This is a genomic window from Nonomuraea sp. NPDC004186, assembly GCF_053603495.1.
On record NZ_JBSGFQ010000113.1, the window covers coordinates 17,230 to 41,841 of the forward strand.

General features: G+C 70.2%; 22 protein-coding genes. 8 read left to right on the top strand and 14 right to left on the bottom strand.

The genetic code is table 11. From position 1 onward, the window contains the following. Nucleotides 1–2: 2 nt before the first annotated feature. From ACWEPL_RS52470 to ACWEPL_RS52495, 6 genes are all read right to left on the bottom strand, one after another. Nucleotides 3–1,004, bottom strand: a complete 1,002-nt coding sequence (locus ACWEPL_RS52470) for an ABC transporter ATP-binding protein (RefSeq protein ID WP_452440869.1) — start codon at nucleotides 1,002–1,004, stop codon at nucleotides 3–5. Then, nucleotides 1,001–1,981 carry an ABC transporter ATP-binding protein gene (locus ACWEPL_RS52475; protein WP_452440870.1) on the bottom strand — a complete coding sequence of 327 codons (981 nt, stop codon included), beginning with the start codon at nucleotides 1,979–1,981 and terminating at the stop codon, nucleotides 1,001–1,003. Before ACWEPL_RS52475 ends, ACWEPL_RS52470 begins: the two co-directional genes overlap by 4 nt. After that, nucleotides 1,978–2,847, bottom strand: coding sequence for an oligopeptide ABC transporter permease (opp4C, locus tag ACWEPL_RS52480; protein ID WP_452440871.1), 870 nt, complete (start codon nucleotides 2,845–2,847; stop codon nucleotides 1,978–1,980). The genes ACWEPL_RS52475 and opp4C overlap by 4 nt, the downstream gene beginning before the upstream one ends. Continuing rightward, nucleotides 2,844–3,803, bottom strand: a complete 960-nt coding sequence (locus ACWEPL_RS52485; protein ID WP_363975652.1) for an ABC transporter permease — start codon at nucleotides 3,801–3,803, stop codon at nucleotides 2,844–2,846. Before ACWEPL_RS52485 ends, opp4C begins: the two co-directional genes overlap by 4 nt. After that, the gene (locus tag ACWEPL_RS52490; protein ID WP_452440873.1) at nucleotides 3,803–5,350 is read right to left on the bottom strand and encodes an ABC transporter substrate-binding protein; all 1,548 of its coding nucleotides are present in this window, start codon (nucleotides 5,348–5,350) and stop codon (nucleotides 3,803–3,805) included. The genes ACWEPL_RS52485 and ACWEPL_RS52490 overlap by 1 nt, the downstream gene beginning before the upstream one ends. 301 nt (nucleotides 5,351–5,651) lie before the next feature. Beyond that, nucleotides 5,652–6,521: a LysR family transcriptional regulator gene (locus ACWEPL_RS52495; protein WP_452440874.1), complete on the bottom strand. Its 870-nt coding sequence runs from the start codon at nucleotides 6,519–6,521 to the stop codon at nucleotides 5,652–5,654. Nucleotides 6,522–6,589: 68 nt separating this feature from the next. Here ACWEPL_RS52495 and ACWEPL_RS52500 point away from each other — a divergent pair, with 68 nt between their 5' ends. After that, nucleotides 6,590–7,468, top strand: coding sequence for an EamA family transporter (locus ACWEPL_RS52500; protein ID WP_452440875.1), 879 nt, complete (start codon nucleotides 6,590–6,592; stop codon nucleotides 7,466–7,468). 109 nt (nucleotides 7,469–7,577) lie between these two features. Continuing rightward, nucleotides 7,578–8,990, top strand: coding sequence for a WS/DGAT/MGAT family O-acyltransferase (locus tag ACWEPL_RS52505; protein ID WP_452440876.1), 1,413 nt, complete (start codon nucleotides 7,578–7,580; stop codon nucleotides 8,988–8,990). Between the two features lie 4 nt (nucleotides 8,991–8,994). On the opposite strand, the gene ACWEPL_RS52510 is transcribed toward ACWEPL_RS52505, so the two are convergent. Further along, nucleotides 8,995–9,663 carry a helix-turn-helix domain-containing protein gene (locus ACWEPL_RS52510; protein WP_452440877.1) on the bottom strand — a complete coding sequence of 223 codons (669 nt, stop codon included), beginning with the start codon at nucleotides 9,661–9,663 and terminating at the stop codon, nucleotides 8,995–8,997. Nucleotides 9,664–9,787: 124 nt separating this feature from the next. Between ACWEPL_RS52510 and ACWEPL_RS52515 the strand changes: the two genes are divergently transcribed. The 3 genes from ACWEPL_RS52515 (at nucleotide 9,788) to ACWEPL_RS52525 (ending at nucleotide 12,030) form a co-directional block, all read left to right on the top strand. Further along, nucleotides 9,788–10,630: a universal stress protein gene (locus ACWEPL_RS52515; RefSeq protein WP_452440878.1), complete on the top strand. Its 843-nt coding sequence runs from the start codon at nucleotides 9,788–9,790 to the stop codon at nucleotides 10,628–10,630. A 96-nt stretch (nucleotides 10,631–10,726) separates the two neighbouring features. Further along, on the top strand, nucleotides 10,727–11,395 hold the full coding sequence (locus ACWEPL_RS52520) for a CBS domain-containing protein (RefSeq protein WP_363975676.1): 669 nt from the start codon (nucleotides 10,727–10,729) through the stop codon (nucleotides 11,393–11,395). Nucleotides 11,396–11,505: 110 nt separating this feature from the next. Then, complete coding sequence (locus tag ACWEPL_RS52525) at nucleotides 11,506–12,030, top strand: hypothetical protein (protein ID WP_363975679.1); 525 nt, start codon at nucleotides 11,506–11,508, stop codon at nucleotides 12,028–12,030. A gap of 533 nt (nucleotides 12,031–12,563) precedes the next feature. On the opposite strand, the gene ACWEPL_RS52530 is transcribed toward ACWEPL_RS52525, so the two are convergent. Continuing rightward, nucleotides 12,564–13,442: a TNT domain-containing protein gene (locus ACWEPL_RS52530; protein WP_452440880.1), complete on the bottom strand. Its 879-nt coding sequence runs from the start codon at nucleotides 13,440–13,442 to the stop codon at nucleotides 12,564–12,566. 538 nt (nucleotides 13,443–13,980) lie between these two features. Here ACWEPL_RS52530 and ACWEPL_RS52535 point away from each other — a divergent pair. Further along, on the top strand, nucleotides 13,981–14,418 hold the full coding sequence (locus ACWEPL_RS52535) for a hypothetical protein (RefSeq protein ID WP_363975684.1): 438 nt from the start codon (nucleotides 13,981–13,983) through the stop codon (nucleotides 14,416–14,418). Between the two features lie 292 nt (nucleotides 14,419–14,710). On the opposite strand, the gene ACWEPL_RS52540 is transcribed toward ACWEPL_RS52535, so the two are convergent. Continuing rightward, nucleotides 14,711–15,775, bottom strand: a complete 1,065-nt coding sequence (locus tag ACWEPL_RS52540) for an LLM class flavin-dependent oxidoreductase (protein ID WP_452440881.1) — start codon at nucleotides 15,773–15,775, stop codon at nucleotides 14,711–14,713. Between the two features lie 292 nt (nucleotides 15,776–16,067). Further along, nucleotides 16,068–16,709, bottom strand: coding sequence for a response regulator transcription factor (locus tag ACWEPL_RS52545; RefSeq protein ID WP_350735980.1), 642 nt, complete (start codon nucleotides 16,707–16,709; stop codon nucleotides 16,068–16,070). 570 nt (nucleotides 16,710–17,279) lie between these two features. Here ACWEPL_RS52545 and ACWEPL_RS52550 point away from each other — a divergent pair. Continuing rightward, on the top strand, nucleotides 17,280–18,980 hold the full coding sequence (locus ACWEPL_RS52550; RefSeq protein WP_452440883.1) for a sensor histidine kinase: 1,701 nt from the start codon (nucleotides 17,280–17,282) through the stop codon (nucleotides 18,978–18,980). 2 nt (nucleotides 18,981–18,982) lie between these two features. Here ACWEPL_RS52550 and ACWEPL_RS52555 read toward each other — a convergent pair whose 3' ends face one another. Next, nucleotides 18,983–19,963 carry a helix-turn-helix transcriptional regulator gene (locus tag ACWEPL_RS52555; protein ID WP_452440884.1) on the bottom strand — a complete coding sequence of 327 codons (981 nt, stop codon included), beginning with the start codon at nucleotides 19,961–19,963 and terminating at the stop codon, nucleotides 18,983–18,985. Nucleotides 19,964–20,028: 65 nt separating this feature from the next. Here ACWEPL_RS52555 and ACWEPL_RS52560 point away from each other — a divergent pair, with 65 nt between their 5' ends. Continuing rightward, nucleotides 20,029–21,498, top strand: coding sequence for an MFS transporter (locus ACWEPL_RS52560; RefSeq protein WP_452440886.1), 1,470 nt, complete (start codon nucleotides 20,029–20,031; stop codon nucleotides 21,496–21,498). A 56-nt stretch (nucleotides 21,499–21,554) separates the two neighbouring features. Here the strand turns inward: ACWEPL_RS52560 and ACWEPL_RS52565 are convergent, their stop codons facing one another. The 3 genes from ACWEPL_RS52565 to ACWEPL_RS52575 all read right to left on the bottom strand — a co-directional run bounded on the left by ACWEPL_RS52565 (nucleotide 21,555) and on the right by ACWEPL_RS52575 (nucleotide 24,269). Then, the gene (locus tag ACWEPL_RS52565) at nucleotides 21,555–22,292 is read right to left on the bottom strand and encodes a hypothetical protein (protein WP_452440887.1); all 738 of its coding nucleotides are present in this window, start codon (nucleotides 22,290–22,292) and stop codon (nucleotides 21,555–21,557) included. Nucleotides 22,293–22,553: 261 nt separating this feature from the next. After that, nucleotides 22,554–22,901, bottom strand: a complete 348-nt coding sequence (locus ACWEPL_RS52570; RefSeq protein WP_363975703.1) for an STAS domain-containing protein — start codon at nucleotides 22,899–22,901, stop codon at nucleotides 22,554–22,556. Between the two features lie 228 nt (nucleotides 22,902–23,129). Continuing rightward, a complete protein-coding gene (locus ACWEPL_RS52575) occupies nucleotides 23,130–24,269 on the bottom strand; it encodes a mandelate racemase/muconate lactonizing enzyme family protein (RefSeq protein ID WP_452440888.1) in 1,140 nt (379 codons plus the stop codon). Between the last annotated feature and the right edge of the window lie 343 nt (nucleotides 24,270–24,612).

Below are 24,612 nucleotides of genomic sequence, written 5' to 3' on the forward strand. Positions count from 1 at the left end.
CGTCACGGGTCGGAGCGGCCGGCCCAGGCCGGCCGCTCCTCCCGCCCGGCATCGGTGCTCTCGTCGGGGAAGTGGCAGGCGACGCGGTGCCCCGAGCCGGTCAGCGCGGGCTCCTCGACGGCGCATCGCGCCCGGGCCTTCCAGCAGCGGGTACGGAAGCGGCAGCCCGACGGCGGATCAGCCGGGCTGGGCACGTCACCGGTGAGCACGATCCGCCTCCGCTCGCCCCGCTGCGACGGACACGAGATCGGCACGGCCGAGATGAGCGCCTTGGTGTAGGGATGGGCGGGTCGTGCGAAGATCTCCGCCCGCTCGCCCTCCTCCACGATCCGGCCCAGATACATGATCGCCACTCTGCCGCACAGATGCCGCACGACCGACAGGTCGTGCGAGATGAACAGGTAGGCCAGGCCCAGCTCGCGCTGCAGCTGGGCGAGCTGGTTGACGACCTGCGCCTGGATCGAGACGTCCAGCGCGGAGACGGGCTCGTCAAGCACCAGCACGCGGGGGTTCAGGGCCAGCGCCCTGGCGATGCCGACGCGCTGGCGCTGGCCGCCGGAGAACTCGTGCGGGTAACGGTTGGCATGCTCGGGTGACAGGCCCACCAGCTCCAGCAGCTCGCCGACCCGTTCCCGGCCGCCGCGGCGGTAGCGGCCCTGGGTGCGCAGCGGCTCGGCGACGATCTCGTGCACGGTCAGCCGCGGCGACAGCGACGAGTACGGGTCCTGGAAGACGATCTGGATCTCGCCGCGCAGCGGCCGGAGCTCGGCATGCGACATGGCGGCCAGGTCGCGCCCGCCGTACAGGATGCGGCCGGAGGTCGGCTCGGTCAGGCCAACGACGAGCCGGCCCGTCGTGGTCTTGCCGCAGCCGGACTCGCCGACCAGCCCGAGGGTACGGCCGGAGCGCAGCGCCAGATCCACGCCGTCCACGGCCCGGACCGCCCCGGTACGGCTCAGGAAGTGCTTGACCAGGCCCTCGACGGCCAGCACGGGTTCGCTCACACCGGCTCCTCGTGGAAGTGGCAGGCCGACAGGTGACCGGCGGCCACCACGACCGGCTCGGGACGTTCGGCCCGGCAGGCGGCGCGGCCGGCGGCCAACGCGCAGCGTGGCTCGAAGGCGCAGCCGGGCGGCGGCGCCAGCAGGTCGGGCGGGCTGCCCGGGATCGGCACCAGGTCCACCGTCGCCGGCTCCAGACGGGGGCGGCCGGCCAGCAGGCCGCGCGTGTAGGGGTGGCGGGGCGTGGCGAAGACCTGGTACACGTCGCCGTGCTCGACGACGCGGCCCGCGTACATGACCGCGACCCGGTCGGCCAGCTCGGCGATCACGCCCAGGTCGTGGGTGATGAGCACCGCCGCCGCGCCGGCCTCCCGCCTGGCCGTGTCGATCAGGCCGAGCACCTGGGACTGGACGGTGACGTCCAGCGCGGTCGTCGGTTCGTCGGCGATGAGCAGGTCGGGCTCGTTGGCCAGGGCCATCGCGATCATCGCGCGCTGGCGCATGCCGCCGGAGTACTCGTGGGGGTGCCGGCCGTACCGGGCGGCGGGGTCGGCTACGCCGACGGAGGCCAGCAGCTCCAGTACACGGGCCCGCACGGCGGCGCGGCCGAGGCGCGGCTGGTGCAGCCTGATGGCCTCGGCGATCTGGGCGCCGACCGGGACGACCGGGTTGAGCGCCGTCATCGGGTCCTGGAAGATCATCGCGATGCGGCGACCCCGGATCCGGCGCAGCCGGCGCGCGGGCAGGGCCAGCAGGTCCTCGCCGTCGAAGCGGACGCTGCCGCGCACCACCCGCCCCGGCGGCCGGACCAGGCCGAGCACCGACATCGCGGTCACGCTCTTGCCCGAGCCGGACTCGCCGACCACGCCGAGGATCTCGCCCGGCCCCACCTCGAGGCTGACTCCGTCGACGGCGCGCACCACGCCGTCCCGCGTGCGGAACTCGACCGCGAGGTCGTCGACCGTGAGCAGCGGCGTCATCCGCGGGCTCCCTTCGGGTCCACGGCGTCGCGCAGGCCGTCGCCGACGAAGTTCACGGCCAGCACGGTCAGCGCGATGGCCAGGCCGGGCGGCAGCCACAACCACGGCATGGTCTGGATGAGGGTGAGGTTCTGGGCGTCGGTCAGCATGTTGCCCCAGCTGGCCCGCGGCGGCCGTACGCCGAGGCCGAGGAAGGACAGCACCGCCTCCAGCAGGATCATCTGCGCCACCAGCAGCGTGCCGGCCACCGCGACCTGCGGCAGGACGGCGGGCAGCACGTGCCGGCCGATCACCGTCAGCCGCCCGGCCCCGAAGGTGCGAGCCGCCTGGACGTACTCCCGCTCGCGCAGCGACAACGTCAGCCCGCGCACCACGCGGCAGGCGGTCGGCCAGTTGCACGCGGCGAAGACGAGCACGAGCATCGCGGCGCCCGGCCCGAGCACGCCCGCCAGCACGACGATGACGACCAGTGACGGGAAGGAGAGCACCACGTCGGCGGCGCGCATGACGACGGCGTCGACCGGCCCGCCGAACATGCCGGCCAGCGCGCCGAGCAGCGTGCCGAAGGCGACCGCCGCCAGCGACGACAGCAGGCCGACCAGCAGCGAGACCCGGCCGGCGTGCACGAGCCTGGCGAACACGTCGCGCCCGGAGGAGTCGGTGCCGAGCAGGTGCGCGGCAGACGGCGGCTCGCGGAAGGCGGCCAGGTCCACCGCGTTCGGGTCGTGCCCGGCCACCATCGGCGCGGCCAGCGCCAGCACGCCGACGGCGGTCAGGAACACGGCTCCGGCCAGCGCCATGCGGTTGCGCCGGAAGCGCCGGGCGGCGAGCGAGCGGGGCGAGGCGGGGGCGACGGTCGTGGTCATGACAGGCTGATCCTCGGGTCGGCCACCGCGTAGAGCAGGTCGGCGGCGAGGTTGCAGACCAGGACGAGCACCGCGACGAACATCGCGAACCCGATCACCACCGGGTGGTCGAGCTGGCCGATCGAGCTGACGGCGAGCTGCCCCATGCCGGGCCAGGCGAAGACCTGCTCCACGGCGACCGCCCCGGCCAGCAGCTGCGGGATGGAGATCATGACGACGGTGATGAGCGGGACCAGGGCGTTGCGCAGCGCGTGCCGCATCAGCACCCGGCCCGGACCGGCGCCCTTGGCCTCGGCCGTGCGCACGTAGTCGGCGTCGAGCTCCGCCAGCAGCCCGGCGCGCACGTACCGGGTGAACGGCCCGGCGATGGACAGCCCGAGGACGGCCGCGGGCAGCACCAGGTGGGCCAGGATGTCGGCGGCGCCGCCGTCGCCCGGTGTGGACATGCCGGAGGACGGCACCCAGCCGAGCCGCAGCGAGAAGAGGTAGATCGCGGCGATGCCCAGGAAGAAGCCGGGCACCGAGATCGCGCCGAGGCCGGCCACGGTGGTGGCGTGGTCGACCGCGGTGTTGCGCCGGATCGCGGCCAATGTGCCCGCCGCCACCGCCAGCACCAGGCCGATCGCCAGAGCGGTGCCCATGAGCAGCACGGTGGGACCCATCCGCTCGCCGAGCACCTCGGCGACCGGGCGGCGGCTGACGAAGGAGTGGCCGAGGTCACCGCCCAGCACGTCACGCAGCCAGATGCCGTACGTGACCAGAACCGGCCTGTCCAGACCGAGTTCGGCGCGTTTGGCGGCGACGAACGCCGGGCCGCCCGAGGCCAGTCGCTCGGGGTCGACCATCATCCGCACCGGGTCGCCGGGCGCAGCGCGGACCAGGAGGAACACGCCGACGCTGATGAGCAGGAAGACGGCGGCGTTGGTCAGGAGCCGGCGCACGAGGTAGGCGAGCATCAGCCGGCCAGGGTCCACTCGTCGGCGTTCCAGAAGCCGGTGGTGAAGTCGCCGCTGGGCTTGAAGCCGCGCAGCCGCGAGCCGGTGGCCCACAGGGTGTCGGGGTTGTACAGCCACAGGTACGGGACCTGGGCGTTGTCCTTGCCGGCGGCCTCCTGGTAGAGCTTGGCGCGCTGGTCTCGGTCGGTGCGGGCGTCGGCTCGGGCGGCGAGGGTGTCCAGCGACTCGTCACAGAAGTTACTGATATTTCCCCCGCCGGGGTAGAAGGCGGCGCAATTGATGATTGTGACGCTGCTGGAGGGGTCCACGGCGTAGCTGCCGCCGCCGAAGAGCGCCAGGTCGAACGTGCGCTTCTCGTAGGACTCCAGCAGTTCGGCCGCCTGCACCTGCTTGAGCTCGACGGTCATGCCCACCGCGCTCAGCGCGCCCTGCACCACCGTGGCCGTCACGTCGCGGTCGCGCTGGCCGGGGATCCACGACAGCGTCACCTTCTGGCCGGCCTTCCAGCCCGCCTCGGCCAGCAGCGACCTGGCCCTGGCCGGGTCGTAGGCGTACTCCTCCAGCGTGCCGGGCAGCGCCCAGGGGGTGACGAACGAGGAGTTCTGCACCCGGCCGCGGCCGGCCAGGAGCTTGGCGACCAGCGCCTGGCGGTCGATCGCGTGGAGCATCGCCCGCCGTACCCGGGGATCGGCGAAGCGCTTGTCGCTCTGGTCGACCGCGATCCTGATGAAGCCCGGGCTCGGCTTCGCCGAGACGGTGACGCCCTTGAGCCCCTCCACCGCCCGCAGGTCGGTGGGGGAGATCTGGACCAGGTCCATCTCGCCGGTGCCGAGCTGCGCGGTCGCCACGTCCGAGCTGATGGGTTTGAGGAAGATCCTGGGGATCGCGACAGGCTTGCGGTAGTGCGGGTTGGCGGCCAGCTCCACGTACTGGTCGGTCTTGTAGGTCACGAAGGTGTACGGGCCCATGCCGACCGTCGGGTGGTTGAAGAAGGTGCTGCCGGCGATCTTGTCCACCGGCTCCATGCCGAGCACGTGCTCGGGCAGGATGAAGGCGAACGGCCCGGCGATCAGGCTGAGGAAGCCGACGTTCGGCCTGGCCGGCCTGATCACGAACGTGGTGTCGTCCGGGGCCTCGAAGGCGGCCCCGGCCAGCTTGCCCGCCATCGCGCTGCCGCTCTTGGCGTCGGCCAGCAGCTTGTAGGTGAACAGCACGTCTTCGCTGGTGAACGGCATGCCGTCGCTCCACTTCAGGCCCGCGCGCAGGTGGAAGGTGATCCGGTCCTCGTCCACCTCCCAGCGCTCGGCCAGGCGCGGCGCGTAGGCGTAGGAGTCGTCGACGGTCAGCAGGTTGTCGAAGATCAACGTCATGACCTGCTGGTCGGGGCCGGTGGGCGGGTCCAGCGGGGAGAAGCGCTTCGGCTTCTGGTACAGGTGGATGTTGATCGCGTTGTGCGCGGAATCCTGGGCGGGGGAGTCGGCCGGGCCGGAGCAGCCGGCGGCGAGCACGAGGACGACGATGGCCAGCGCGCCTGACAGGCGGTTCATGGGAGCCTCCTGAAAGGATCGTGCACATTGAGTGACGATAAAAATACTTACAGTAATATAGGCTCGACGCAAGCGGGCAGGGTTTGTGTAACGTTCCACGGAGCCCTCGGACTGGACTCCGACGATTGCCCGGTGCTGCCGAGCCCGGCGACTCGGGACGGCGTGCCAAAACGTGGAGCGGGTAACCGGCGATGGTGGGGCTCAGGCTCCGATGGTGTCGAGTTCGGCGATCGCGTCGGCGGGCAGGGTCAGCCCAGCGGTCTTGATGTTCTCCTCCAGGTGGGCGACCTTCGCTTGAACGTCAGGCGCCTTCGCGGTAGAGATCGGCGAGCAGGGCGACGGCGGCGTGCGTGGCGGGGTGGGGGTCGTGCCGCCGCCAGATGAGATGCACGGGTACGGGGTCGGCGTCGCGCAGGGGGCGGTAGGTGATGCCGTCGCGGCGGTACTGGTTGGCGGTGGCCTGCGGGGTGACGCCGACGCGGCGGCCGGTGGCGATGGCGGCGAGCCAGTCGTCGATGTCGTGGGTGTACTCCGTCGCGGGGCGGGCGCCTTCGGGCCACAGGTCCAGGGTGGTGGTGCCGGTGCGGCGGTCGACCACCAGGGTGCGCTCGCGGATCTCGTCCAGGCGGATGCTGCGGCGTCCGGCCCAGGGGTCGTCGGAGGCCAGGGCGAGGTAGCGGCGCTCGTGGCCGACGAGCGCGTGGGCGTAGCGGCGGGTGTCGATGGAGGTGCGGACGACGGCCAGGTCGCACAGGCCCTCGGCGAGGCCTCCGGTGGGGGTGTTGTGGCGGATCAGGTGAAGCTCGATGCCGGGGTAGCGGCCGTGCCACCGGCGCTGGAACTCGGCGGTGTGCCGGCCCATGGCGGACCAGGCGTGACCGATGCGCAGCCGGGTGTGGCCGGTGGTGGCCTGATGGACCAGTTCGTCGGCCTCGGCGAGCAGATGGCGGGCGCGGGCGAGGACCTGGACACCGGCGGTGGTGGGGGTGAGGGTGCGGCTGGTGCGGTGCAGCAGCCGCACTCCGAGGATCCGCTCCAGCGCCAGGAGGGTGCGGGAGACCGCCGCCTGGGACAGGCCCAGCTCGATCCCGGCGTCGGTGAAGCTGCCGGAGTCGACGATCGCGACCAGGCAGCGCAGGTGCCGCAGCTCCAGCTCCTTACGGCCATCCATGCGTCCAGAGTATAGATACGTCCTTGGATGCATTTTGCGTATGCTTCGGCGTACCGGATGGTTGTGCCATGGCACTCGAAGCAGGCACGGAGACGGCCGCTCCCGCGTCGCGGCCGAGCTCGACGCGGTGGTCCGGGATGGCGCTGATGGTGGGCAGCGGGCTGTCCAACCAGGTCGGGGCGTCGGTCGCCGCGCTCGCCCTCCCGGTCCTCGGGCCGGTGGGAGTGGTGGCGGTGCGCCAATGGGTGGCCGCCGCGGTGCTGCTGAGCGCCGGCCGGCCGAGGCTGCGCTCGTTCAGTGCCGCGCAGTGGCGGCCGGTGCTGGGGCTGGCCGTGGTGTTCGCGACCATGAACCTGACGCTCTACGCGGCGATCGGCCGGATCGGGCTCGGGCTCGCGGTCACCCTGGAGTTCCTCGGCCCGCTCGCCGTGGCGCTGGCGAGTTCGCGCCGCCGTACCGATCTGGTGTGCGCTCTCGCCGCCGCGGCGGCCGTGGCGATCCTCGCCCGCCCCCAGCCCAGCACCGACTACCTCGGCATCGGCCTGGCCCTGGTCGCCGCCGTCTGCTGGGGCTGCTACGTCCTGCTCAACCGCACCGTGGGCGAGCGCCTGCCCGGGCTGCAGGGATCGGCCGCCGCCGCGGCCGTCTCCGGCGTGCTCTACCTGCCCGTCGGCGTCGCCGTCCTGTGGCTCCACCGGCCCACCGCCGGTGCCCTGCTGTGCGCGTTCGCCGCGGGGGTGCTGTCCTCCGCGGTGCCGTTCCTCGCCGACCTGCTCGCGCTGCGCCGGGTCCCCGCCCACTTCTTCGGGATCTTCATGAGCGTCAACCCGGTGTTCGCCGCCCTGATCGGCATGGTCGTTCTCGACCAGCGCCTTGACGTGGCCTCGTGGCTGGCCATCGCCATGATCGTCACCGCCAACGCCGCCGCCGTGGCTCCCAGGCGCTGATCGTCGTACGCCGAGCCGGCCGATCAGGTCGTTGGCCCTGTTCAAGGGGGACCTGTGGCCCTGGGGCGGCGCGGTGGCGCACGGTGGAATGAGGGGAAAGGGGAGAGACATGCGGCAGCTCAGCGCGCTGGACGCGCAGTTCCTCAACTTCGAGACCGCCACCAACGTCGCGAACGTCGGCGGTCTGGCCGTGCTGTACAAGGACCTGTCCAGGAAGAAGATCCAGCGCAGGCTGGCGGAGCGGATGGCCGGGGTGCCGCAGCTGCGGCAGCGCCTGGTCCGCGTGCCCCTCGGCCTGGATCACCCGTACTGGGCCGACGACGGCGAGGTGGACCTGGACCATCACGTCCGGGAGCTCACCCTGCCCCCTCCCGGCGACGACGCGCAGCTGGGTGAGCAGGTGGCCCGCCTGCACGAGCGCCGCCTGGACCGAACCCGTCCCCTGTGGGAGATGTACCTGATCCACGGCCTGGCCGGCGGCCGCTGCGGCATCTACGCCAAGGTCCACCACGCGGCCGTCGACGGGCTGACGGGGGCGGAGGTGCTCGCCGCGCTCATGGATCCCGTGCCCGAAGCGGCCTCGTACGAGCTCGAAGCCCCTCCGGGGCTGTGGCGCATGCTGGCCAGGAGCGCCTGGCACCTTGCGGGGAATCCCGCGCACCTGCTGCGGTTCGCGGGCGAGGCCCTGCCGGTTCTGGACCAGCTCCCCGTCATCTCCCGGCTGCCCGGCGCGAGCGCTGTCGCGCGGCTGATCCGGCGCGCGCCCCGGCCCGAACTGCCGGACATGGAGGCCCCGCACACCCCGCTCAGCGGCCCGGTTTCCTCCCGCCGTCGTTACGCCTTCGCCGAGCTGCCGCTGAAGGAGATCAAACGGGTCAAGAACGCCTTCGGCGTCACCGTGAACGACGTCGTGATGGCGCTCGTGGCCTCGGCGTTGCGGCGCTGGCTGCTGGCCCACGCGGCGCTGCCGGAGATCCCGCTGGTCGCAGGGGTGCCGTTCTCCGTACGCGGCCAGGAGGGTGTGAACGAGGGCAACCAGGTCACGATGATGATCACACAGTTGCCCACGCACGTGGACGACCCCCGCCGGCGGCTCGAACTCGTGAGCGAGGGGATGCGGCAGATCAAGGAACGGTTCGCCCTGACCCCCGCGCGCCTGCTGCGTGACCTGAGCGAGAGCATGCCCGCCGCCCTCAACGGCCTGGCTGACCGCGCCGCGCTTGATCTTCTGGGACGTACGGGGCCGCCTGTCAACGTGGTCGTCTCCAACGTTCCCGGCCCGCAGTTCCCGCTGCGGATCGCCGGGGTCAGGCTGCTGGCGCACTACCCGGTGTCCGTGGTCACCGACGTGAGCGGCGCCGTGAACGTCACGGCCTTCTCCTACAACGGGCGCCTCGACGTCGGGTTCACCGCCTGCGGGGAGCTGGTTCCCGACGTGTGGGCCTTTCCCGGCTACCTGCGCGAGTCCCTGGACGAGCTCAGCCCGAGTCCGAGGAGGGCGGGAGCCCGCAGGAAAACCTGAGGGCTCAGAGGCCGTGGATGCGGCGGCCCGTGATCTGGTGCGGGACGATGCGGATGTAGAGGCGACGCTCGCCACCCGCCCATGGGGTGATGTCAGCCCGGATGACCTCGTCCTCGGGCACGTGGTGGGCGGGGCCCTGGACGAGGACGCTCCAGCCCTCCCGCTGGGCCTCGTCGATCCGGTCGACCTGGAAGCCGATCTTGATCTCCACCCCTTCCACACCGCTGCGCAGGTCCTGGTCCATGGGGCCGCCGTGGGCGGTGCGGAAGACGATGGCGCCGTCGTGGACCTTGTAGTTCACGGGCAGCACCGTGGGCCCCTCCGGACCGTTGAACGCCACCCGGCCGATGCCGCCCGGGGCGACCAGGCGCAGGCACTCCTCGGGTTCGAGGATTTCCAGGACCGCGTCGGCCGAGCCAGGGCCAGGGCCGGGCGGGCGATCGCGGCCGCCGCCGAGCAGCTCCTCGGCCGTCGTTTCGAGGGCGGTGGCCAGGCGGGTCACCGTACCTGTGTCAGGAGTGCCCAGATGGCTTTCGAGGTGCTGGACGTATCCGGCGGACATGTCCGCCCGGTCGGCCACCTGTTCGGCGGTGAGGCCGAGCCGATGACGGTGGTAGCTGATGCGACGCGCGAAGTCGCCGGTGCCGGTCATGAGCGTGTCCTCCCTGGTCATGTCACGAAGCTAGCCAGTCACCCGCTCGGCGGACAGAGTCCTTCGGCCCTTGCGGGACCGACCTCCGGCCCTGCTGCGGGCGGGCGCGAGCGGGTCGGATGGAGGGTGACGAAGGAGGCGTATCGTGATCATCGTAGGAGCCGACGGCTCGGAGAACTCGCGCGCCGCGCTGGAATGGGCGGCCGACGACGCGTACCGCATGCGGGTGCCGCTGCGGATCGTGCACGCCATGGACCGCTCGCCGTACCAGATCCGCAAGTACCCCATCGACGCTCTCCCCGATGCGCTGCGGCGCGAGGGGCAGAGGATCCTGCGTGAGGCGGAAGTGCTCGTGTGCGCGCGCCAGCTCACCATCGAGGTCACGACCGAGGACCTCGAGGGAGCGCCCGCCGAGGTCCTGCGCGAGCAGGCCAAGGACGCTACCGAGGTCGTGGTCGGCAGCCGGGGACTCGGCGGGTTCACCGGCGCGCTGCTGGGCTCCGTCAGCATGCACGTGGCCGGCCATGTGCCCTGTCCCGTCGTGGTCGTACGTGGCGAGCGGCGGCCGGTGTGCCAGGAGGTCGTGGTCGGGGTGGACGACTCGCCGGCGTGCGAGCCCGCGCTGGCCTACGCCTTCGAGCAGGCGAATCTGCGCGGGAGCGCGCTGCGGGTGGTGCACGCCTGGCAACTGCCGGTGCACGCCTTCGCGCCGGAGATCAGCTACGACATGGACGAGATCCGTACGGCGCAGCATCAGGTCGTCCGCGACCGGGTGAAGATCTTCAGCGCTGACCACCCGGAGGTGAAGGTGGTCGAGGACGTCCAATCCGCCCATCCCGTCGAAGCGCTCACCGACGCGTCCGAGCGGGCTGACCTGCTGGTGGTGGGCTCGCACGGGCGCGGAGCCCTGGGGTCGATGCTGCTCGGCTCGGTCAGCCGGGGTGTCCTGCACCACGCGCACTGCCCGGTGGCGGTGGTCCGCGCCTGATAATCGCAGGCCAGGACCTTGGTCACCCGGCATCGGGGACGTTGGCCACTGCCGGGGGAGGCCGGGCCGGCGGATCGTGAAAGCGGAGGTGGAGTTATGTCGCTCGAAGTCAAGGACGTCATGGGCCGGGTGGCCATCGCCGTGCTGAAGGAGGCCTCCTTCGCCGAGATCGTGGAGGCCATGGAGCGGTTCGCGGTGGGCGCGGTCACCGTGATCGACGCCTACAGACGGCCCGTGGGGGTCGTCTCCGAAGACGATCTCCTTCTCAAGGAGGCCGGCACCGTCAGGCACGGCGTGCCGATCTTCGAGTCGCGCAAGCGGCAGCAGGAGCACCGGAAGGCCGCGGGCGTGACCGCCGTTCAGCTCATGACCTCTCCGGCGATCACCGTCACACCGGACACCTCCGTGCGGGACGCGGCCCGGCTGATGCACGCCGAGCGCGTCAAGCAGCTCCCCGTGATCGACATGAACACCGGACGCATCGTCGGCACCCTGCACCAGCGCGATGTGCTGCGCGTCTTCACCCGCCCTGCCGAGGAACTGGCAGCGGACGTCAGAGCCGTCCTGCCGGATCCCGAGGCGTTCACCGTCGGCATCCACCAGGGTGTGGTGACGATCAGCGGCGTGGTCGAGTGGAAGTCCCAGGCCCTGGCGTTGACGGAGCAGATCCGGCTGATCGAGGGGGTCGTGGACGTGAGATCCGAGGTGACCTTCGACAAGGACGACCTCCTCATCGTCCAGGAGGCCTTCCGGGACGGCGGCTGAGGGACGAAGGTCCCGGCGCCGCAGGCCGTACGGCACTGCCTCGAAGAAGGCGAAAACGGTGTGCTTGGGGTGTGACAAGGACGACCGATCCCCACCGAAAGGGGGCCGTCATGAACACCACCGTCAACAGGCCCGGCACGGACACCGGCACCGCCACCACCCGCCGTCCCGTCGACTACGTCTGGGCGATCGCCCGGATCTCGATCGGCTGGATCTTCCTGTGGGCGTTCCTGGACAAGACCTTCGGCTGGGGATTAGCCACCCCGGCCGCCCGCGCCTGGATCTCCGGCGGCAGCCCGACGACCGGGTTCCTCAAGGGCACCGGTGAGAACGCGCTGGGCGGCTTCTTCGGCTCCCTGGCCGGGCAGGCGTGGGTGGACTGGCTGTTCATGGCCGGTCTCCTGGGCGTCGGCCTGGCGCTGGTCCTGGGCGTCGGCACCAGGATCGCCACGGTCGCCGGGGGCCTGATGCTGGCTCTGATGTGGGCGGCCGAGCTGCCCCTGGCCAACAACCCGTTCATGGACGAGCACATCGTCTACGCGGTCGTCCTGGCCGGCCTCGCCCTCGCCGACGCGGGAACCACCCTCGGACTCGGCAACCTCCCCATCGTCCGGCACAACCCCTACCTCAAGTAACCGGCGACCTCCACGCCCACCCCTCGGAAGGGGTGGGCGTCGCGCTGCTCGTACAGCGGTCGCGGAGCGCGTGGTCGGCGCTCGCCTGGGCCGCCGACGACGCCGGACGAAGAGAGCTGCCGTTGCGCATCGTCCACGTACGCGAGCCCTGGCGGCGGCGCGTCGGGTTGCCCGCGGCGGCGGGGCTGGGTCCGGCCACCTTTTACGTGGACCTGTCCCACACGGGTGCCGCCACGTGCGGGTCTGCGCCGCGACCAGGTGGCCGGACGGGTGCGACCGCACGCCCCGCCGGTCCGGGCGGCCGACGCCACCCGGGGCCCGGTCGTACTGGCCGGGATCGTGGCAGGTGGCGGACCTGGATGGAAACCGTCGGCCGGAGCTGGGCCGGTCGCAGGTCGCGGCCTCCGGGCTGCGCCGCCGCTCGCCTTCAGTGAGAGGTGCCAATCGCGCTGAAGGCGAGCGCTGCCGGTGCCTGCCCGGCCTCAGTGGACAGGAGAGCTTTTCCCGTCACGCTTTTCCGGCGTTTGTTCGGCTCAGCTGCTGCCCGCCGGCCTTGTCGCTCGTGGTCCGATGGTCATGGCCGTGGTCTGGTTGCTTGCTGTGCCGTTTTTTGTGATGGGAGAGCCGGTCCTGAGGTCGGTCAGGATGACCGGCTCGATCTCTTCCAGATAACCGTTCAGCAGCAGCCAGCTGATCGGGACTTCTTCGCTTGTCTGAGGAGCTTCGGGAATGTACTTGCTGAGCACGTGATATTGCGTGCCGCCGCCTGGCTGCTCGAAGGCGGGCGCCGCCGGGCCCACGTCGACGCGGAACGACTTGAGCACCCGGAAAGCATGATAGTTGCACAGGTGCTCGGGATCCTGCGGGTTGGTGTTGAGATTCCGCGGTGGCAACGCGCGCCTGGTGTACAGGTCGCCCAGGGGCGCCAAGAATGACCCGGTGTAGCCGCCGAAACGGTCGATTCTCATGCCAGGCTGGAGAAACGTCGTCTTGAGCAGCAGTCTGCCGTTGGGATAATCGCCGGAACGGGCGAATCCGGCGTCGGGCGGGAAACGATAGTTGTTCACGACGTAGTCCCAGTAGCGCCCGAGGAAATGCTGGGGACTCAGACCGCCCAACGGCACGTAGCCGCGCAGGAGATTGCTGATGTAGCCGGTCTGGGGCAGGAGCTTCGGTCCCAGATCCGGGTCGCCGGTTACGTACGGTGATCCGCATACCTGGCCGCTGCTCTGCGTGCTCCCGCTTTCGGTCTCGCTTTTGTCCGGAGGCGCCGTGGGGCGGAAGGCCATGGGTTGGACGAGCTGGGTTGCTGACGGGGCGGCATTGTCAGCTTGCGCGGCCACGCCGCTTTGGGTGCCGGCCAGCGCGCATATCGCGGCAGCCAGTACGGCGCTTCGTCGATGAAATCGCATAATTTATCCGTTGGTTGCACTTGGGAAGTGAAAAAATAGATCACCGAAGGTGATCGGGTTCTACATTCCCAGTGCCGCCTGTGGCGCATCTTCGGCGTTATAAGGAAAAGGTAAAGATGTTGCGACAAAAGTGGTAAGGATTGTCATTCATTGAATTTATTGCGCATGTTGGTCTTTGTCGGATATGTGCCGATCTCGCGACGCCGTTGTGGGGGAGTTTGGCGGTCGAGATGGCGAAGGCGATCATGCCAAGGCGGTCGCGGTTGTTCATCGGGTTGGCGCCGGGGGCGAATGGCCCAACGGCGCGGGCGGCCGTCTCTGCCGATCGACTTGGTCGCCCAGGGCGGGTCGGCCTGTCCTTCGGCGAGGCTCGGCCCACTTGGCCACAAGCAGTTGATCTACACTGTAAAGGGGCACGCGATGTGGTCCCCCGTGATGCGGCCACGCGGGGGTCACGCACCGGCGTGGCTGTACCATGGCCCGACCATGCCGACGGTGGACTTCAGGATGCGAGAAGCCGAAGGAGGCGCGGACGACGATGACCTGGTGGACGATGGTCCGGTTCCTGCACGTGTTGTCCGCGGCGTTGTGGGTCGGCGGGCAGCTCACGGTGTCGCTGGTGGTGCTGCCCCTGGCCCGTCGCCTGCTGGAGGATCAACCGCGGGCCGAGGTGCTGACCGCGGTCGGCCGCCGCTTCGGGATCATCACCGTGGCCGCGTTCCTGCCGGTCCAAATCGGCACCGGCGTCGCGCTCGCCTGGCACAAGGGCGTCACCTGGTCCTCGCTCGCCGATCCCGGTTATGGCCGGATCCTGGCCGCCAAGCTCCTGCTCTTCTGCGCGGTCATGGCGGCTGCCGGTCTCCACGGCTGGGCCTCGAGCGCGGCCCGTCCCCGGCTGGCGCGGACCATGGCAGTGGCCTCACTGGTGGGGTCGCTCGGCGTCGTCCTGCTGGCCACCGCCCTGCCCGCGAGCTGAGCCGCACCTCGTGACCGCATAGGGGACAGGACGGGTCACGCACTCGGTCCGGACTCGCCAGCCGGCCCTGCGGACCGCTCTACCGGCCGCCGCAGTGGCTTTGTCCTCGCTGTCAGTGCTCGGCAGCGCCCGCCGGTTGCGCCGCCCGCTCTGCCGATGTCCCTTCCGGATGAGGTTGGCGGGAGGGACACGTGCCGGCCGGCGGCCCGTCATGTTGATCCGAACGGGTTCGGCTGAAGGTTGATCGGGTCTTGTTGCCGGTGAACCGCGTGCGCACGGCTGGCGGGTCCGCTCAGGTGAGGAGTTTCGCGAGCTGGGCCATCTCTGTTGGTGGGTCGATCACCGGCTGGATGAGCAGTTCGTCGATGCCGGCCTGTTCCAGGGTGGTGATGCGGGCGCGGAGGTCGTTGTGGGTGCCGACCAAGGCCAGGGTGTCCATCAGTGAGGGCAGGATCAGGTCCCGGTCCTCCGGTGCGATGCGTTGGAGGTAGTCGGGGTAGAGCTTGGTGTGCCGGTCGGGTGCGGTGGCGGTGGTGCCGCGCCGGTCGAGGAGTCGCTGTACCGCCTCGCGTTCCTCGGGGCCGAGTTGGTCGGCGAAAGCGTGTGCGTCGGCGGCGGTGTCGGCGGCGAAGGCCAGCAGCGACAGGACGATGTGGCCCGTTGCGTCCCGGGCCGCGTCGCCGCGGGGGTCTTCGTCCTCGTCGAGCATGTGCAGCGCGGTGACCACGTAGGAGTCCATGCGGGAGTCGGGGTCGCGTGGCGTGTCGTGAGCGGCGTGGCGGCGGGCGTCATGAAGTGCTTGCCAGGCGGTGGGGTCCAGCAGGCCGAAGGAGATCAGGCCGATGCCGCGGCGGCCGGCGACGGCGGCGGCCTTCGGTCCTAGCGCGGCCACGACGAACTCGATCGGGTCAGCCGTGTTCGCGTGCGCCCCGGTGTGCAGGAATCGGACATTGCGGACTCGGCCACCTTCGCGGTACTCGATGGTGCGTCCGGCGCACAGGTTCTGCAGCGCGGCGGTGAAGGTCTCCATCGTGGCTGCTGTGGTCGGCCGCATGCCCAGGGTGCGCCGGGCGGTGTTTCCGGTGCCGATCCCGCAGATGATCCGGCCTGGTGCCAGGGCGTTGAGGCTGGCGAACGCGCTCGCGGCGGCCGGGGCCGAACGCAGCGCCGGTGAGGTCACGCCGATGCCGAGCCTGATGCGGCTGGTGGCCTTCGCGCACAGTGCCAGGGCGATGAAGGGGTCGCCGTGGACCATCGGGGTGTCGTTGAGCCAGAAACTGTGCAGGCCCAACTCCTCGGCCTGTACAGCGAGGTCCTCCACGCCGGGGTGTGCGGTGACCACGACGCCTGCACGCATCAAAACCTCCAAGGCGCGAAGAATCGAACGTACTCAGCCTGACACCCGACGGTGGATCGAGCACGTCGAGGTCGATCGGACAGTCGGCACCGAGCGGTTGCGGGTGTCGTTCAGCGACATCGAAGGTGGAACCCGATAACTCAACCCGAACATCGGCAAAAGGTTCAACTGCAACCGACAGCCTGTTCGATACCGCCACCGCTGTGCCGGCCCGGCCATCGGCGGCCCGTAGAACGGCATCCGCTGAGGCCAGGCGGGCGTGACTGACGTCTGCTCAGGCACGCTGAAGTGATCATTCTGGCTTGTAGGCGCGCAGGCGGGCGGACAGGGCGGCGGCCTGGGTGCGGCGTTGCATGTTGAGCTTGGCCAGCAGGTTGGAGACGTAGTTCTTGACCGTCTTCTCAGCCAGGAACAGTCGTTCGCCGATCTGCCGGTTGGTCAGGCCTTCGCCGATCAGGTCGAGGATGTGGCGTTCCTGTTCCGTCAGCGCGGCGAGGGGGTCCTTGCGGGCGGCCTGGTCGCGCAGGCGTTGCAGCATGGCGGCGGTGGTCTGCGGGTCGAGCAGGGACTGTCCCGAGGCGACCGTGCGTACGGCGCCGACCAGGTCGGAGCCGTGGATCTGCTTGAGCACGTACCCGGACGCCCCGGCCATCACCGCGTCGAACAGCGCGTCGTCGTCGGCGAACGACGTCAGCATCAGGCACGCCAGCCCGGGCACCCGGGAACGGACCTCTCGGCACACGTCGACGCCGTTGCCATCCGGTAACCGCACGTCCAGCACCGCGACGTCGGGCTTGAGCGCGGGGATGCGGGCGATGGCCGACTCGGCCGAGCCGGCCTCGCCGATGACCTCGATGTCGTCCTCGGAGTCCAGCAAGGCGGCGACCCCGCGCCGTACGACCTCATGGTCGTCAAGCAGAAACACACGAATCATGCGCCCGACGCTAGTCACACGATCCACGATCGCAAAGAGGCCAAAGTCCCTAGCCGGGCGCACCCGAGGCGCTCGATCGTCGAGGGTGGCGCATGCCATGCCGCGGTGGGCGTACGAGACCGGCCGCTACACCGAAGGGGGCGGGCGGATGCGTGCCAGCACCCGCTTCCGGGCTGGGCCGGTCACGTACGCGACCTCCTCACGGGCGCATCGCGCTGCGGCGGCGGAAGTCCGGAGAAGAAGCGGCAAGAAGGGACGTTGGACCCTATTCCTGGCCTCGCCCGTACAGCAGGCTGTCGCGGTGAACTACAGGACGACAGGCGGTCTGCTGGTCCCTGCCACCGTCCCCGGGTGAGGGCGTGCGGCGCCTGGGCTCGTCATCGTCGCGCGGGTCCCGGCGGCCGGCGACGACGGCGACCGGCCGTTCGACGCCGCTCTCGTCCATGATCCGGGTGGCCCTGACGTCGGAGGCCGGACTCCGTTGCCCCGTGGCGCCGCTATCCAAGGCGGCCTGGGGACACCGGGAACGGAGGGTAGGAAGCGTTTTTGTGGGATGCCAGACTGATCGATATGGAAAGCGAGCACCGTCCGTTGATGCCGCACATGCGGCTCGATGAGCTGCTGGCCGAGCTGCAGGTAAGGCTCAACGCCGTGCTGGCCACCCGGGACCGGGTGCACGCGCTGCTCGAGGCCGTCGTGTCCGTGGGCAGCGACCTCGACCTGGAAACGGTGCTGCGGCGCATCGTGGAGACCGCGACCAAGCTGGTCGACGCCGGCTACGGCGCGCTCGGCGTGGTGGGCCAGGAGAACACCCTCATCCAGTTCATCCCGGTCGGGCTGAGCGAGGAGGAGATCGCTCGCATCGAGCACTGGCCGCATGGGCTCGGCCTGCTCGGGTTACTGATCAAGGACGCCCGGCCGCTGCGGCTGCGCCGCATCTCGGATCACCCGGAGTCGTACGGCTTCCCGGCCGGCCACCCGCCGATGGGCACCTTCCTCGGTGTCCCCGTACGGGTGCGCGACGAGGTGTTCGGCAACCTCTACCTGACCGAGAAGCGCGGCGGTGGCGAGTTCGACGAGGAGGACGAGGCGATCGTGATCGCGCTGGCCACCGCGGCCGGCGTCGCCGTCGAGAACGCCCGCCTGTACGAGGAGTCGCGGCGGCGCGAGACCTGGCTGCAGGCCTCTTCGGAGGTGACCACGAGCCTGCTGTCCGGCGCCGAGCCGGGTCAGGTGCTCGCCGTGGTGGCCGCCCGCGCCCGCCAGATGAGTGACGCCGACCTCGTCCAGGTGCTGCTGCCGGACCCGGCCGGCGACTCGCTGCGTGCGCAGGTCGTGGAAGGAGAGGGCGCCGAGGAAGTGCTGGGAACCGCCTTCGAGATGTCGGCCACGCTCGCCGGCGACGTGTTCGCCCAGGGGGAGCCGCTGACCGACGCGGACCTGCAGAGCGCTCCCAACCTGGACCCGCCGCTGCGGCGGCTGGGCTACGGCCCCGGGCTCATGATCCCGCTCGGCGCCCCGCCGAAGGTGCGCGGGGTGCTCGCGCTGGCCAAGCGGGACGGGCGGCTGCCGTTCAGCGCCGCGGACCGGCAGATGCTGCATGCCTTCGCGGGCCAGGCGGCGATCGCCCTGGAACTGGCCGAGGCGCGCCGGGACGCCGAGCGGCTCGGCCTGCTGGAGGACCGCGACCGGATCGCCAAGGACCTGCACGATGTGGTGATCCAGCGGTTGTTCGCGACCGCGATGACGTTCATGAGCACGGTGCGGCTGGTGGACCATCCGGAGGCGGCCAAACGGCTGCAGCGCGGCATCGACGAGCTGGACGAGACGATCAGGCAGATCCGCTCGTCCATCTTCGCCCTCCAGGTCTCCCACGACCAGGCCGCGCCCAGCCTGCGAGGACAGATCGTGGACCTGGTGGAGGGCGCTGGCAGCCATCTGGGGTTCATGCCGGGCCTGCGGATGGAAGGTCAGATCGACACGCTGGTGCCCGAAGGCGTCGCCGAGCAGCTGCTGGCCGTCCTGCGCGAGGCCCTGTCCAATGTCGTACGGCACTCCCACGCCACCCGCGCCGAGGTCTCGGCCGAGGTGTCAAGAGACGGCGTCACCCTCGTGGTCTCCGACAACGGCGTCGGCCTGGGGGAGGGCGGACGCCGGAGCGGCCTGCGCAACATCGAGGAACGGGCAGGCCGCCTGGGCGGCGCCGCCGAGCTGGAGAGCCCGGGCCCGGACGGGAAAGGCACGCGGCTACGCTGGCATGTCCCTCTGTGAGATCACTGGTGAGGTCGGTCGGGTCGGATCGCCTTGGTGATGCGGGTGCGCACGGAGCGCAGGGCCTGCCGGAGTTCGGCCGGTTCGATGTCGGTGATGTCGGCGTCGAAGGTGAGGAGCAGTCCTGCCAGTCCTGGCCATGACCATGCGCCGAGGGTGAGCCGGCACGTGGTTTCGGTGACGTACCCGACTGTTGATCCGCCGGGGGCGAACCGGGCGACGGTGGAGGCGGGCAGGGCGAGGATGGCTGAGCCGCGGCATGGCCATTCGGCGGCGGCGTCTCCGCGGTCGTGTGCGGTCATGACGAAGGCGACGGGATCGCCGTGCGGGATGTCACGTCGGTCGAAGGGGGTGTGCGTGGGCATGTGTGGTTCGATGCGATCCATGCGCATCGCGCGCCATCGGTCCGCATCCGGGTCGAAGGCGACCAGGTACCAGCGAGCGGCCCAGACCACGAGGTCGTGCGGCTCCAGCGTGAGCGTGACGGGTTCGCCGTCACCGGTGTAGTCCACGCGAACGAGGTGCTGCCGGTTGATCGCGCTGCCGACGGCGCGGACGATCTCGGCGTCGATCGGTGGCGCGGGAAACTCCCAGTAGTTGCGGGCCGTAAGGACGGTGAACGCTTCGGCGTGCGCGCGGCTGCGCGCGGGCATCGCCTGGTGCAGCGTGGCGAGAGCACGGGCCGCGTTCTCGCGGATGCCGGAGAGGACCGTCGGCACGGTCTGGAGCGCGACGGCCGTGGCGACGGCCTGGTCCTCATCGAACACGACCGGCGGCAGGCGGGTAGCGAGACCGAGCCGATATCCGCCACCCGCTCCGCGGACGGCCTCGATCTCGTACCCGAGGTCCCGGAGCGTATCGATATCGCGACGCACGGTTCTCACAGACGTTCCGAGCCGGGTGGCGAGTTCTTCGGCGGTCAGGGTCGCACCGATCCCGAAGATGGACAGCAGCTTGAGCGTCCGCGCGGAGGTGGCAGCCATGATTGTGCGATTCTCCCACCGATAGCGGTCACTCGATGGCAACTATGCCCGCCATGGTGACCGGCATGACCGATTCACCGAGCCCCCGAGAGGGCACCCTCACCTCTGAGGCATCTCCGACGGGCGCGACCATGGCGCTGTTGGTGGTGCTCTTCGGTTCCTTCATGGACCTTCTCGACGCGACGATCGTCACCGTCGCGGCCCCGGCGATAGCCCAGGACCTGGGCGCCGGCGACGCTCAGATCCAGTGGACGATCGCCGCCTACACCCTCGCACTGGGCGCGGGCCTGATCACCGGGGGACGGCTCGGTGATCAGTACGGCCGCAAGCGGCTGTTCATGATCGGGCTGGCCGGGTTCATGGTCACCTCGGCACTGTGCGCGCTGGCCGTCGATCCGGGGATGCTCATCGGCATGCGGGCCGGGCAGGGACTGACCGCCGGGATCATGGTCCCGCAGGTGTTCGGGATCATCCGGGCGTCATTCGCTCCGGGCGAGCGTGCCAAGGCGTTCGGCGCCTACGGAGCGGTCCAGGGCCTCGCCTCGGTCGCCGGCCCGCTGCTGGGCGGGCTGCTCGTCGACATCGACCTGTTCGACCTGGGCTGGCGCACGATCTTCTGGATCAACGTGCCCGTCTCGATCCTGGCGCTCATCATCGGTGCGAAGGTCCTGCCGGAGTCCCGTTCCGCCTCGACCGCGCGACCGGACCTCCCCGGCGCGCTCCTCGCGGCCACGGGCATCCTTCTCCTGCTGCTGCCGATCATCCAGACCGAGACATGGGGATGGACCTGGGCCGGCTCCGCCCTCCTCGCAGCCGGAATCATCGTGCTCGCGATCTTCCTCGCCCACGAGCGCCGCCTCACCAGACGCGGGGACGAACCTGTCTTCGACCCGGCCCTGCTGAGAATCCGCGCCTTCGCAGTCGGCCTGAGCGCCTCGGTGCTCTTCTTCGGCGGCATCGGGTCGTACTTCCTCACCCTCTCGGTCTACCTCCAGAACGGAACCGGCCGAACCGCATGGGAGACCGGCCTGGTGATCCTCCCGTACGCGCTCGGCTCGATCATCACCTCCGGCCTCGGCGTCGCGCTCGCCGCCAAGGCGGGCAGAACGCTCCTGATCGCCGGCTCGCTCACCATCGCGGCCTCCCAGCTCGTCCTGTGGTACATCGTCAAGGACGGCAACGATCCCGGATACTGGCTCCTCGCCCTCGCGCTCTTCATCGGTGGCCTCGGGCTCGGTCTCGCCGCACCCATTCTCGTCAACGTCGTCCTCGCCGGAGTCCCCGGACGCAACGCGGGCGCCGCGGGCGGGGTGCTCTCCACCGTCAACCAGATCGGCGGCGCCGTCGGCATCGCCGTGCTCGGCACGATCTTCTTCACTTCCGTCACCGATTCGGCCACCGGAGCACCGGTGCTGCCCGACTACGGTCACGCGCTCAGCATCGTCCTGATCGCCTCCGCCGCGCTTTACCTGATCACGGCGCTCGTGATGCTGGCACTCCCGAAAGCCCCGCACGCCTCTGCCGGACCGAGGTGAGCCGAACGCTCGGTCATGGACGCGGACGGCGGCGGCCCAGGCCGCATGACAACCGGTTACACCCGGGCGAGCTGGGCGGCCGTGATGGGACGCAGGCTGTCGAGGAGCGCGAACAGCTCCTGAGGGGTCAAGGCCATGCCGGAAGCCTGGACCAGAGCGCCCCCGTGCCAGGCGAACGCCGCGACCTCCCCGCTCGAGTCCTCACGAATCCACCGGTCACCCTCTGACGGGGTGCAGGAGACGCCGTCTGTGCCCCAGCTGACGACAGGGAACGGCGAGCCGCACGCGGTCTTCGGCGTGGCGGCCGTGGCAGGACGGAGGAAAACCTGGACCTCCGTCCGGTTCGGGCGCGTGTACTCGAGCAGGATCGCCGTCCCGTCCTCCTCGCCGGTCCACAGCTCGGCTCGCCTGATGGAGTAGCCCGGCATCTCCGGTGCGAGCAGCGGGATGCCCGACCGCCGGAAGGCCAGGGCCTCCTGCCACTCGTTCAGCGGATCCCGCACCTGGCCCGAGATCACGTGCACCGACAACAGCACGCCGGTGACCGTGATCGCGGCCCACCGGTCACGGGCCCACCACGCTGCCGCCACGTACCCGAGCACCCCGGCGACGACCCACACCCCAGTGGTCCACATCTCGTCGAAGCCGAAGAGGTAGAAGTCGGGGATGACCTGCATCAGCGCCGATCCCAGCACGGGCGTCGCGATCGGCCCGGCGATCGCCACGGCACCCCAGCGCGGCATCCGCAGCAGCGCCGCGCCCGCCGCACCGATCGGGAAAGGAACCAAGAGCATCAGCGCACTGTTCAGCATCGTGCCGAGTTCGTGCTCCTGTGCGATCGTATCGGCGTAGATCAAGGCCACGACCGCCCCGACCATGAGCCCTATCACTGCGCCTTTCAGCGATCTCATAACGCAGCATCCCACCACGAAACGCGGACAACCCGCAGCCGCGCCTGCTGGGGCACTGTGGGACTGGGCTCACGACGCTGCGGTCTCGATCACGTCACCTGGCGCGCACTCGCACGGTGGGCGAGCCGCTTGTCACACAGGTGATCAGGTCAGGATGGAGAATCGTTGATCAAGATCGAAGATCCTGAGGAGGCGGAAGACGCGATCGGGAACATGGGACAGATGCAGCTGTCCGCCGACGTCTCGGGCCTTGCTATCGGCCCGGATGAGCGCTGTGAGTCCTGACGCGTCCATGAACGAAACGTCGCCCAGGTCGACCTCGGTGGTCGAGCTCGGGCCGTTCATCGTGTCGAAGAGCAGCTCCTGCAGTGGCAGCGCCGCAGCCAGGTCGACCTCTCCGCTGACCATGATCTTCGCGGAGCCGCTCACCGCCTGCTCGGAAAGTTGGAAATGTTCCATATGTAGGCCTGGATTGGCATGTTTCCCGTTCATATCCGCCTCCAGCCGGATCCCCCTCGCTCCATGCTGTCGGGGCTCCGGCGGCCGCAGTAGGGCCGAAAGTCCCGGTCCTTGTCCTCCGATGGTCCTCTGGGATGGCGGATGTGGACGACGAAGAGATCGTGGGCGATACGGCCCGCGCTCACTGCCGATCATCAGGGGCGGGACGGGTACGGGAGGCGAGTGCGACACCGAGCTGGGCCCGCTGGTGCGCGCGTTCACCTATGACCAAGCCGGTAGAGGGACGGCCAGGGCCCGGACCGCGTCCTCGTCGACCTCCACGCCCAGGCCGGGACCGGAGGGCACGTGAGCGGTGCCGTCGCTGATCACGACGTCTGGACCGCGTACGTAAGGTGATCGGACGAACTGGGGGCCGTTGAGGTCGGCCGGGTGGGTGATGCCGAACGCCGCGAACAGATGGAGGGAGGCCGCCAGGCCCACGGCGGAGTCCGTGAGACCGGAGCCGACAAGGCCGATTCCGCTGTCCTCGGCCAGTGAGCAGAGACGGCGGGACAGCAGGAGGCCGCCGGTTCGCTGGACCTTGGCCACGGCCAGGTCGAGGGCGCCGAGACGGATGAAGGTGGCCAGGTCGGACGGGTGGACCAGGCTTTCGTCGAGGGCGATCGGGATCGGGCTCCGGTCGCGCAGCCGGCTCAGGCCGATCGGGTCGTTGGCCCGGAGCGGCTGTTCGAGCAGGCTGACCGCCAGCGGCTCGATGCGGCGTGCCAGGCGGAAGGCCTGGTCGAGGGTGTAGGCCTGGTTGGCGTCGATCCAGAGCGGCGCGTCGGGCGCGCGGGCGCGGACCGCTGCCACGCGTTCGGCGTCGTGTTCGGGCGAAGAGATGCCCACCTTCGTCTTGAACGCCCGATATCCGGCCGCCAGGCCCTCTTCCGTCTCCTTGGCCGCCGATTCGGGGTCGGCGCCCGACACGATCCAGGCCAGGGGGATCTCGTCAACCCGGCGCTGGCCCCAGAGCTCGCCGATGGAGACGCCCAGGGCCCGGCCGACGAGATCGTGCAGGGCCACGTCGACCGCCGCCTTGGCCAAGGGGGCACCGAGGGTGTATCCGGGACTGATGGCCCGCTCGAAGAGGCGGATCGCGCCGTCGAGGTCCCAGACCGGATGGCCGACCAGGGCGGGGGCCAGGTATCCGCGGATGGTCGAGACGATGCTCTCTGTCGTCTCGTAGGTCCAGGTCGGGGCCGGAGTGGCTTCGCCCCACCCGGCCAGGCCATCCGCGCCGACGCGGACCAGGACGCGGGCATGCGCGCCGCCCGCGCGGGTGACGGTGCCACCGGAGATCTTGAAGTCGCGGAGCGCGGGCAGGTGCAGGACGAAGCATTCGACCGAATCCACGGTCATTCTCGGGCCGGGCACTTTCCTCCTTTGAAAAGGAATGAATTCATTCCATGAAGTCGCACTTCAGAGGGGGTGATAGGCAGGAGGAAATCACGAAATAAACGGCTGGACAACTCTTGACCGTCTCTTTCTGCTCAGGCATGATTCCGGCCATGACACCGCCGATCGGATCAAATTCATTCTCTCAGGGAATGAAATCGGAAAAGGTGGCGGCCGCACTGCGGGAGCGGATCGCCGACGAGGGCTGGTCCGTGGGGGGGGGGGGGGGCGGCGGGCCGGCGGGGTACGCGGACGAGGGGTGCGGGGGGAAGACCCGCAGCGCGGTGGGGGGGGGGGTCTTGGGCGG

Coding starts and splice junctions, on each gene's coding strand:
- ACWEPL_RS52475 (WP_452440870.1), bottom strand. CDS start 1,981: ATGACGCCGCTGCTCACGGTCGACGACCTCGCGGTCGAGTTCCGCACG.
- opp4C (WP_452440871.1), bottom strand. CDS start 2,847: ATGACCACGACCGTCGCCCCCGCCTCGCCCCGCTCGCTCGCCGCCCGG.
- ACWEPL_RS52485 (WP_363975652.1), bottom strand. CDS start 3,803: ATGCTCGCCTACCTCGTGCGCCGGCTCCTGACCAACGCCGCCGTCTTC.
- ACWEPL_RS52490 (WP_452440873.1), bottom strand. CDS start 5,350: ATGAACCGCCTGTCAGGCGCGCTGGCCATCGTCGTCCTCGTGCTCGCC.
- ACWEPL_RS52495 (WP_452440874.1), bottom strand. CDS start 6,521: ATGGATGGCCGTAAGGAGCTGGAGCTGCGGCACCTGCGCTGCCTGGTC.
- ACWEPL_RS52500 (WP_452440875.1), top strand. CDS start 6,590: ATGGCACTCGAAGCAGGCACGGAGACGGCCGCTCCCGCGTCGCGGCCG.
- ACWEPL_RS52505 (WP_452440876.1), top strand. CDS start 7,578: ATGCGGCAGCTCAGCGCGCTGGACGCGCAGTTCCTCAACTTCGAGACC.
- ACWEPL_RS52510 (WP_452440877.1), bottom strand. CDS start 9,663: ATGACCAGGGAGGACACGCTCATGACCGGCACCGGCGACTTCGCGCGT.
- ACWEPL_RS52520 (WP_363975676.1), top strand. CDS start 10,727: ATGTCGCTCGAAGTCAAGGACGTCATGGGCCGGGTGGCCATCGCCGTG.
- ACWEPL_RS52525 (WP_363975679.1), top strand. CDS start 11,506: ATGAACACCACCGTCAACAGGCCCGGCACGGACACCGGCACCGCCACC.
- ACWEPL_RS52530 (WP_452440880.1), bottom strand. CDS start 13,442: ATGCGATTTCATCGACGAAGCGCCGTACTGGCTGCCGCGATATGCGCG.
- ACWEPL_RS52535 (WP_363975684.1), top strand. CDS start 13,981: ATGACCTGGTGGACGATGGTCCGGTTCCTGCACGTGTTGTCCGCGGCG.
- ACWEPL_RS52540 (WP_452440881.1), bottom strand. CDS start 15,775: ATGCGTGCAGGCGTCGTGGTCACCGCACACCCCGGCGTGGAGGACCTC.
- ACWEPL_RS52545 (WP_350735980.1), bottom strand. CDS start 16,709: ATGATTCGTGTGTTTCTGCTTGACGACCATGAGGTCGTACGGCGCGGG.
- ACWEPL_RS52550 (WP_452440883.1), top strand. CDS start 17,280: ATGGAAAGCGAGCACCGTCCGTTGATGCCGCACATGCGGCTCGATGAG.
- ACWEPL_RS52555 (WP_452440884.1), bottom strand. CDS start 19,963: ATGGCTGCCACCTCCGCGCGGACGCTCAAGCTGCTGTCCATCTTCGGG.
- ACWEPL_RS52560 (WP_452440886.1), top strand. CDS start 20,029: ATGACCGATTCACCGAGCCCCCGAGAGGGCACCCTCACCTCTGAGGCA.
- ACWEPL_RS52565 (WP_452440887.1), bottom strand. CDS start 22,292: ATGCTCTTGGTTCCTTTCCCGATCGGTGCGGCGGGCGCGGCGCTGCTG.
- ACWEPL_RS52570 (WP_363975703.1), bottom strand. CDS start 22,901: ATGAACGGGAAACATGCCAATCCAGGCCTACATATGGAACATTTCCAA.
- ACWEPL_RS52575 (WP_452440888.1), bottom strand. CDS start 24,269: ATGACCGTGGATTCGGTCGAATGCTTCGTCCTGCACCTGCCCGCGCTC.